General features: G+C 29.7%; 3 protein-coding genes. 2 read left to right on the forward strand and 1 reads right to left on the reverse strand.

The features are described 5' to 3' along the window. Window positions 1-236 precede the first annotated feature (236 nt). On the reverse strand, window positions 237-4,964 hold the full coding sequence (locus ON24_RS02660; RefSeq protein ID WP_040681860.1) for a hypothetical protein: 4,728 nt from the start codon (window positions 4,962-4,964) through the stop codon (window positions 237-239). A gap of 455 nt (window positions 4,965-5,419) precedes the next feature. Between ON24_RS02660 and uvrB the strand changes: the two genes are divergently transcribed. Then, window positions 5,420-7,375 carry an excinuclease ABC subunit UvrB gene (gene uvrB / locus ON24_RS02665; RefSeq protein ID WP_040681861.1) on the forward strand — a complete coding sequence of 652 codons (1,956 nt, stop codon included), beginning with the start codon at window positions 5,420-5,422 and terminating at the stop codon, window positions 7,373-7,375. A gap of 166 nt (window positions 7,376-7,541) precedes the next feature. After that, window positions 7,542-10,439, forward strand: a complete 2,898-nt coding sequence (gene uvrA, locus ON24_RS02670; protein ID WP_040681862.1) for an excinuclease ABC subunit UvrA — start codon at window positions 7,542-7,544, stop codon at window positions 10,437-10,439. Window positions 10,440-10,594 lie beyond the last annotated feature (155 nt).

Below are 10,594 nucleotides of genomic sequence, written 5' to 3' on the forward strand. Positions count from 1 at the left end.
TTTGTCTTTTGAAATCTAATTCTATTGGTGTTGTATCTACAATAAAATCTTTTTTCTTATTTTTGTAGTTTTCAGAGTATTTTAAAATGCTGTTTGCTGAATTGATGTATTTTTTGATGGAATTTTTTTGGGAAGTAATCGTAAATTTCATGAGCTTCTAAAACTTGATCTATTTTAAAAAAGAATAAATATGGGGATTTACTCCCCAGATGTAAATTTTTAATTTTTTTAGAAATCTATTTATGAACTGTGATTTTAGCGCTTGCAGATTTTACATCATAGTTACGTGTATCCTTAATACTTACTTTAACATCATATTTTTTAGGATTAAGGTTAATCTTTAAGTATGCATAACCGTTAGCATCTGTAGTTTTAATATATGTCTTACCACATACTGTAACTTTAACCTGAGTTGCTTTAATAGGTTTATTGTTTTTATCTAAAAGTCTAACTTTAAGATAAGTACCTTTCCTAATATTTGTATTAACTATTTTTAAAGTTCCGGGGATTTTAAGTACAGTAACATTTACTGATAATTTATTTGAATTATAACCAGGATTATCCACTACAATTGTGCTACTGTATTTTCCAGAATATAGATTAATAGTTAAGGTAGCATAACCCATGGAATCAGTGGTTCTATAATAGGTTTTACCTTGTATTATGTATTTAACTTTTACATTTGAAATACCAACACCATTTAAGTCAACTAAACGTATTCTTAAATTAGATCCATTTCCATAATATTTAACAAGATTTGAACCTTCAATACTAACATTATTAACTAAAACAGTAATATTTATGGGAATTGTTTGATTAAGATTATCATTAATATAAACTATTCCATTGTATTTACCTGGATTAAGATTTATTGCTAATTCTGCAATACCTAAATCATTTGTTGTTTTATTATATAATTTACCACATACTTGAATTGATATTGTATAATTAGAAACTGCTGTACCATTACTATATTTTAAGTTAACAATTAAATTAGAACTATTTCTATAATATTTTACAAGATTAGTATCCAAATTATAATAGATTGTATTATCAATTGTATTATTAATATTAATACTAGTTCTAATATTGTAAATATCTGCTGTTATAATTCCATTACCTTCTTTATTTGCTGTATAAGTTATATTTTCAATACCATTAATTAATGTGCCATTATAGTGATTTAAGTAACCATTTATAGCTTCAAAGTTTACAGGTATATTTTCGGGTAATTTAGTAATATCTATAGTTTCTCCATTTTGGTTTTTAATCAAATCTAATTTAATATTTGATTTATTGCCAAGAATTAAATCTGATTTTTCAGATGTTAAATTTAGTATTAACCAATAATTAGGATTATTGGTATTATTTACTAACATTGAATTAAAATCTACATTGTCTTTTGTATTACCCCACCAATTATTATCCAAATTAATTTTGAATGAAGGACCAAAGCTAGTAGTAGATTTAACAATTGTTTGATTATTTTTATCATAATTATATAATATTATAGAGTTAGAAATATTCAAATCAATATTACGATCAAATATTCCCCCAGCAGAACATTTTGCACTATTGTTAATTAATATTGATTTTGTAATTATAAGATTTCCAATTTTTGTATATGAATCTCCTATTAAGCATATAGCTCCTCCACCATATTTGTCTTCACTAGAGTTTATGGAATTATTGATAAATTGGGTATTATTTATATTAAAATTACCAGATGATCTTTGAACAAAAATAGCTCCACCATAATATCCTTTATTGTTATTAAAGGTAGTGTTGTTTATTTTTTTAACTCCATTTATTAATTGCATGTAAATAGCTCCACCACCAAATTCATTAGAATTAGCAGTATTATTAGATATATTTGAATTTTCAATTATAAAGTTAAAAGTTCCTTCAACTTCACTATTAATTCCATTGTAGATTCCTCCACCAGAACCTCCTGCTATATTATTAGTAATTTCAGTATTATTAATAATTAAATTACCTGAGTTATAAATAGCTCCACCATTGTAAAATGTTTGAGAGTTATTTATTTTAACATAATTTAAACTTAAATTTCCAAGATTGTTTTGTATTGCTCCACCAGATTGATAATTATTATTACCATTAATTAAGCTTAAATTAATTAAACTTAAATTTCCATAAGATTGAATGATTACACTTTTATTTTGACCATCAATAATAGTTCTATTAATTCCAAATCCTTCCATAATTAAATCATCATCAATTGATAATGATGATTCATTATAAACTCCAGAGTTAATAATTATATGGTGTGAACCATATTTATTTAATGCAATTTCTAAAGCTTTTTTAATTGTTGCAAGAGGAGCATCTTTAGAACCTTCATTAGTATCATTTCCATCTACAGAAACATATACGATTCCTTCATAAGCAGGATAATTATCTTTTATTAAATTATTAGATTTATTAGTATATACACTAGAATCTCCTTTACTTGAATTTGATATTAAATAATTATCTGTTACAGTTTGATTATTGTTTTGGCCTAAATTTATACTATATTCTCCACTTGTTGAAATATTGTTAAGTTGAATATATGATTTACCTCTATAAACATATATGCCGCTTGTTTCATTATGTCCTCCAGTTGAATTACCTAGATTTTTACCATTTGATTTAATATTATTATTTCTAACGGTAGCTAAGGAATTACTTCCAAATAAACCTAAGAAAATACCAATTGTATAATTACCATTTGTAGTAACATTATTTTCTTTAATAGATTCTGTTCTTCCTGAAGCGCTTATTCCCCATACTGAGTTAGCTGTTGAGTTTATTGTGTTATTATAAGTTTGGACATATGTAGGACCCATAGATCCTTCTGAATACATACCATAACTAATATTATTGGCTTTTGTTATTATGGTATTATTTGTAAAACTACCATCAGATACTTGAGTTTGAGTACCCCAAGAACCATATTTATCAGTTATAGATTCAATATAATTATTACTTACATTAAATGTAATTGTAATATATTTATATGTGGTATAATCCATAGCACCAATTAAAGATAACCCATAAATATAATTATTACCTTTAGAGATTATTCTATTTGAATTTACCGTAACATTTGGTGTTTTAGAAATATATACTCCGTAAATTGTATCATAAGAATCATTTGCTTCATCATTAAATAATGTTGTAATATTATTGTAATTAATTGTTAAATTACTGGAATTATCAATAAAAACATTTCCAGACTTTATTTTTGCATTGTAATAGGAATCATATTCTACTGCACAAGAAGGTAAATAAGCATATAATGTATTATTGTTAAGTTTTATATTTTTACTTTTTTCAATATCTATAGAAATATCTTTAAATTGTTTATTGTCTGTTTCATTACCATAGAAATATATTTTATTATTTTCAATTGTTAAATTATTACATGAATCTGATAATATTGTATTTGAATCTACAGAATCACCGGATGCTGTAAGATTAATTGTATTGTTTAAGATTTTAATATTATTGCCTGATGTAATAATAGCATTATCCAATTTACTATCTGCGCTTATTAACATTGTAAAATTATTAAAAAGAATATTGTCTCCTAATAATTGTACTATTATATTTTTTAATGAAGCATTTTCACCATAAATATTTAAATTATTTGTTAAAGTAATAGAACTAATTCCTGGAAGATTATTGAAGTCTCCATAGAATGTTAAATTAGAGCCTTCTGTAATATTACTTAATAAATTTCCATATGAATCAAAGAAATTGAAAAATGTACTATTTGTAATTATATAATTTCCAGGAGGAATTTCACTAGAACTATTACTAATATTTGTATTATTTTCATATATGAGAGTACCAAATTCCTGACCATTTATCTCTGATGTACCATAAGTATTATCATAAATAGTGTTATTATTTATTATAAAATTAAATGATCCCTCTTGGTTAAATATGTATTTTTCTGCAGAATTGTTTGTAATTGTTGATTTTTGAATGTATAAATCACCTTTGTTAAAGAATATACAATCTCCTTGGTATCCAGTAGATGATTTCTCAACAGTGTTATTGTTAATTATTGAATTTAAAATATGCATTTCTCCTTTGTTATAGAAAATAGAATATGCTGCTCCTTTAGTATTTAAGAAACTTGAGTTTATAATGGAACAATTTCCTTGACTTTGATAATTATAGATTAATCCATACATATAACCAGAGGATGGTAAATAGCTTATGTTTTCAAAATTAGAATTATAAACATTGTATTTACCTTTTCCAGATAAATATATGCTACCTACTCCTCCAGTCTTAGAACATTTGCCATTAATAAAACTACAATTATTTACAGTCGCTTCAGAGTTTGTATATAGATGTATTGCCCCATATTTACTTTCATAATCTTTAAAAATACAATCTTCTATAGTTACAGGACTATTTCCTCCAATTTTTAAAACTGCATAATTTCCAGAGGATATATTTGAAAATGTCAAATTAAAAAAATACAATGTTGAATTTTCTTCAATTAATTCAAAAATGGGATTAATTGCTGATGATGTAATTAAAACATTATCTTTACTCTGACCAATAATTGAGAGGTTTCTATTTTCAGGTATTGAAATTTTTGAATTTATATTATAATTTCCATTAGCAATATAAATGGTTCCCCCATTGGAAGATTTATTTACTGCATCACTAATAGATCTATAAGGATTATTTTCACTACCATCTTCAGTGTCTCCGGTATATGAATTATTTACATAAATAACATTATTAGATGGATTAGTTAAAATATTGTCCTGATTTTTCTCATTATTTAGATTATTGTAATGATTTTCTTGGATAATAACTGAAGTATTATCATTAAAATCATTTGTCTGATTTATATTAGCTGCACTAACTGTATTAAAACTAATTATTGCTAGTAATAAGAGTATGGTGCAAAATATAAGTTTCCTATTTAATCTCAAATTATCACCTATTCATCTATTAAAATATAATTGATATTTTATCAAATATACTTTAATTAATATAAAGTAAATTTCATATTTGGATAAAAATTTCAAAAAAAAATTAAAGTAAACTTTAACAAATATAAAATGAACTTTATAATATGAGTATTATATTTATTGTATAAATATATTACTAAAATGATTTAAAAAGCTATTTAATAAGAAAAATAGATATTTGTTAAATAAATAAGGGTAAAATTGATTTTTGTTTAATTAAATAGAAAAATATTATATTTTTCTTGAAAAAAATTAAGAGATAAATTAAAAGAATTTTTAAAAATATATATGAATATTTATTTATTTTCATAAGCTAGGTTAATTAGTTTATATATAATAATTATATATATTATATTAATTTAATCTAAATTTCAATAATTAAATTTAAAAACGAATTATTTTTTACAAATGATATTATGAAAGAATTTAAATTACATTCACCGTTTAAACCATTGGGGGACCAGCCTAAGGCTATTAATTCACTAGTTGATGGGGTAAATAAGGGATATCATGAACAAACATTGCTTGGAGTAACTGGTTCTGGTAAAACTTTTACGATGGCAAATGTTATTGAAAAGGTTCAGAAACCGACACTTGTTATCTCACACAACAAAACACTTGCGGCACAGTTATATGAGGAATTTAAGGGATTCTTTCCAGAGAATGCTGTGGAATATTTTGTAAGTTATTATGATTATTATCAGCCGGAGGCCTATGTTCCAAGAAGCGATACCTTTATTGATAAGGAGGCATCAATTAATGAGGATATCGATATCCTAAGACATTCCGCAACCCAATCACTGTTATCCCGAGATGATGTAATCGTTGTAAGCAGTGTTAGTTGTATATATGGTATTGGTTCACCTGAGGACTATGGGGAATTTGCCTTTCCAATAGAGGTTGGGGACCAATATGACAGGTCATTTATACTTTCACGTCTGATCTACCTTCAATATGAACGTAATGACATTGCATTTGAAAGGGGCCAATTCAGAGTCCGTGGTGATGTTATAGAGTTAAATCCTGTAGACGGTACTTCTCCATTGAGAATTGAATTGTTTGGTGATGAAATCGATGAGATTTCCTTAATCGATCCTGTAACTAGAAAGAAGAAGGAATCTTTGGAACGTTACATGATCTTTCCCGCAAAGCATTTTATTGTTGGTCAGGATAGAATGGAACAGGCACTTAAAGATATAAGTGATGAATTGGATGAACGTCTTAAAGAGTTGAATGCCCTTGGTAAATATGTGGAAGCTCAAAGATTGGAGCAAAGAACCAAATTTGACATGGAAATGCTTCAGGAGATGGGTTATTGTCCAGGTATTGAAAATTATTCCATGCATTTGTCTGGCCGTAACTGGGGTGATATGCCATATTCACTTCTTAAATATTTCCCGAGTGACTATCTAACAATTATTGATGAGTCACATGTTACCATTCCACAGATTAGGGGAATGTATAATGGGGATAGGGCACGTAAACAAACATTGGTTGACTATGGTTTCAGACTTCCATCTGCAAAGGAGAATAGACCGTTAAAGTTTGATGAGTTTGAAAAATCTGTAAACCAGGTAATATATATTTCCGCAACACCTGGTCAATATGAACTATCAAGAAGCAATAATGTTGTGGAGCAAATCATCAGGCCTACAGGTCTAGTGGATCCTGAGGTAATCATTCGTCCCGTTAAAGGCCAGGTAGAGGATTTACTTGGTGAGGTTCAAAAACGTGCTAAACGTGATGAACGTGTATTGGTCACCACTTTAACTAAGCGAATGGCAGAGGATTTGACGGATTATTTCGCAAAAATAGGTGTTAAGGTTCATTATTTACATTCCGAAATCGATACCTTGGAACGTATTGACATCATCGATGATTTAAGACGTGGTGCCTTTGACGTTCTTGTTGGTGTAAACCTTTTAAGGGAAGGTCTAGATTTACCTGAGGTATCACTTGTGGCTATTCTGGATGCAGATAAAGAAGGTTTCCTGCGTAGTGAAACCTCTCTTATACAGACAATTGGAAGGGCTGCACGTAATGTTAATGGTCAGGTAATTATGTATGCCGATGAGATGACAGATTCCGTTAAAAATGCAAAAGAAATTACGGATAAAAGGCGTTATATACAAATGGCCTATAATAAAAAATATGATATCACTCCACGTTCAACTGAAAGAACATTAAAAGAGAAGAAAGAGGACACCAAGAATAAAAACCTTTCTGAGATTAAAAAGATGCCTAAAGATGATTTAAGATTACTTATCAGAGATTTACAAAAAGACATGGAAGAGGCTGCAAGCAATCTTGATTTTGAAAAGGCGGCATTACTTAGGGATGAAATAGTTGAACTTAAGGGTTTATTGAATTAATATTGTTTTTTATTAAAAGCTTTATTAAATTGAAAATGTTTTTATTAAAAAGAATAGTTTTATATTATACGAACTATATAAGATAATATTATTTTTATAATTATTAATTTATTTTTATTAAGAGCTATGGCTAGAAGGTCAAATAGAATAGGAATTAGGTGAAATTATGGCTAGAAGGTCAAATAAAAGAGAAATTGTTATTAAGGGTGCAAGAGAACACAATCTTCAAAATATAGACTTAAATTTACCTAGGGATGAGTTTATTGTAATTACAGGTTTAAGTGGTTCAGGTAAGTCCTCACTTGCATTTGATACTATCTATGCCGAAGGACAACGTAGGTATGTGGAATCTTTATCCTCATATGCAAGACAGTTCTTGGGTCAGATGGATAAACCAGAATTGGATTACATTGAGGGATTATCACCAGCCATATCAATAGATCAGAAAACCACTAGGGTAAATCCCAGAAGTACGGTAGGTACCATTACGGAAATCTACGATTATTTAAGATTATTATATGCACGTATTGGAATTCCACATTGTCCTAATTGTGGTAGGGAAATATCACAGCAGACTGTTGGTCAGATTGCGGAAAACATCATGGAGGAAGGCGAAGGTCTTAAGATACATGTATTGGCTCCAATTATAAAGGACCGTAAAGGTGAACATAGGCAGGTCTTTGAGGAATACCGCGAGAAAGGATTTGTAAGGGCCAGGGTGGATGGCGAGATTAGAGACCTTGAAGAGGATATAAGCCTTAGAAAAAACTATAAACATACCATTGATATTGTAGTGGACAGATTAAAAATAAGAAACACGGTGGATTTTAAGAGAAGATTAACAGATTCACTTGAAACGGCAACAAAGTTTGGTGAGGGTACTGTAAGAATATTATTTGAAACAAAGGATGGGGAGAATTATGAGAAACTCTATTCAGAAGATTTCGCATGTGTTGACTGTGGATTAAGTTTCGAGGAGTTAACACCCCGTATGTTTTCATTTAACTCTCCACAAGGTGCATGTCCTGAATGTAAGGGAATAGGTTCCAAACTTGAAATCGATCCTGATTTGGTTGTGCCTGATAAAAGTCTTTCAATAAATGAGGGGGCTATTGCTCCCTGGAAGAACTCCAATAAGAAAGACAATTACTATAATCAGATGTTACAGGCAGTGGCAGATTTCTATGGTTTCTCTTTAGACACTCCATTTGAGGATTTAGATAAGAAATACCGGAATATCATATTATTCGGTTCTAAAGAAAAGATTCCATTTTCATTTAGAAGAAGAAACCGTTCATATATGGTTAACAGGCCATACGAGGGAGTGGTCATTCGACTTCAAAGATTATATTTCGAGACAAAATCCAATTGGAATAGAAAGCATATCTCTAAATTTATGAGTGATCGTAAATGTTATGTTTGTAATGGTAGAAGGTTACGTCCTGAGATTTTAGCAGTTACCGTTGGTGGTAAAAATATTGCCGAAGTCTGTGAGATGTCTATCAAAAACTCATATGAATTCTTTAAGGATTTAAAACTTAATAAAAGGGAAAAATATATTGCAAATGAAGTTCTAAAGGAGATAAAGCAAAGACTTAAATTCCTTGTGGACGTTGGACTTGATTATATCAGTATGGCTCGTTCATCAGGTACATTGTCTGGTGGTGAAGCTCAGAGAATCCGTCTGGCTACCCAAATAGGCTCAGGTCTTGTAGGTGTTTTATATATATTGGATGAGCCAAGTATCGGTCTTCATCAAAGGGATAACCGTAAACTCATAAATACCCTCGAGCATCTTTGTAATATTGGAAATACCCTGGTTGTAGTCGAACATGATGAGGAAACCATATTGTCTGCTGACTATGTGGTGGATATAGGACCAGGTGCCGGTGAACATGGTGGACGTGTAATAGCTGAAGGTACTCCCGCAGACATAATCGCATCAGATGAGTCAATAACCGGCAGATACCTATCAAGAAAGGAAACCATACCTATACCAAGTAAAAGAAGAGAGGGTAATGGGGACTTTATTACAATTAGAGGTGCAAGGGAAAACAATCTGAAAAACATAGATGTCAAGATTCCCCTCGGTTTATTTACATGTGTAACCGGTGTAAGCGGATCTGGTAAGAGTAGTCTTGTAAATGAGATTCTCTACAAAGGTCTTAAAGGTAAATTGGAACATAAATATGCGTTTGCAGGTGACCATGACGACATTGAGGGTTATGAGAACATCGATAAACTGATTATCATAGATCAGAATCCTATTGGTAGAACTCCAAGGAGTAATCCTGCAACTTATATAGGTTTATTCACTCCTATACGTGAATTGTTCGCAAAAACACCTGAGGCTAAAGCAAGGGGATATAAACCTGGAAGATTTAGTTTTAATGTTAAGGGTGGAAGATGTGAGGCATGTCATGGTGACGGAATTATACAGATAGAAATGCAATTTTTATCTGATGTATATGTGCCATGTGAGGTATGTCATGGTAGAAGATACAATGAGGAGACCTTGGACATTAGATATAAGGGTAAAAATATTTATGATGTACTTGAGATGACTGTGGAGGAGGCCCTTGAATTTTTTGAGAATATTCCAATAATCCATAAGAAACTTCAAACATTGGAGGATGTGGGTTTAGGTTATCTTAAGTTAGGTCAGCCTGCAACAACATTATCCGGTGGTGAAGCACAAAGGGTAAAGCTTGCAAAAGAGTTGTCTAAAACCTCCACAGGTAAAACACTATATATTCTGGATGAACCTACTACAGGTCTTCACTTTGCAGATATCAAAAGATTGCTTTCAGTTCTTGAAAGATTAACAGATGCTGGAAATAGTGTCGTTGTAATCGAACATAATTTGGATGTCATTAAAACAGCAGATCATATTATTGATCTAGGACCTGAAGGTGGAGAAGGTGGTGGACGTGTTATTGCAGAGGGAACACCTGAAGAGGTTGCAGAATCCGGTACCTATACTGGTGATTTCCTAAAAGAGATGTTGTCTGATAATATTACACCACTTGCAAAAGAGCTCATTGAAGAGAATAGTGGAAAATAGTTAAATTTTTAACTATTTTTTCTATTTATTTTAAAAACTGTAAATTCAATTTTTAATTTGAATCAATGCTAAGATCTAAAAACTATTGCCATATCCTATTTTTCATAAAATCTTCTTAAAAAATAATATATTTATTTTTCAAACTTTATGTTTTT

The sequence above is a fragment of the Methanobrevibacter boviskoreani JH1 genome (assembly GCF_000320505.1).
GTDB classification, from domain to species: Archaea; Methanobacteriota; Methanobacteria; order Methanobacteriales; family Methanobacteriaceae; genus Methanarmilla; species Methanarmilla boviskoreani.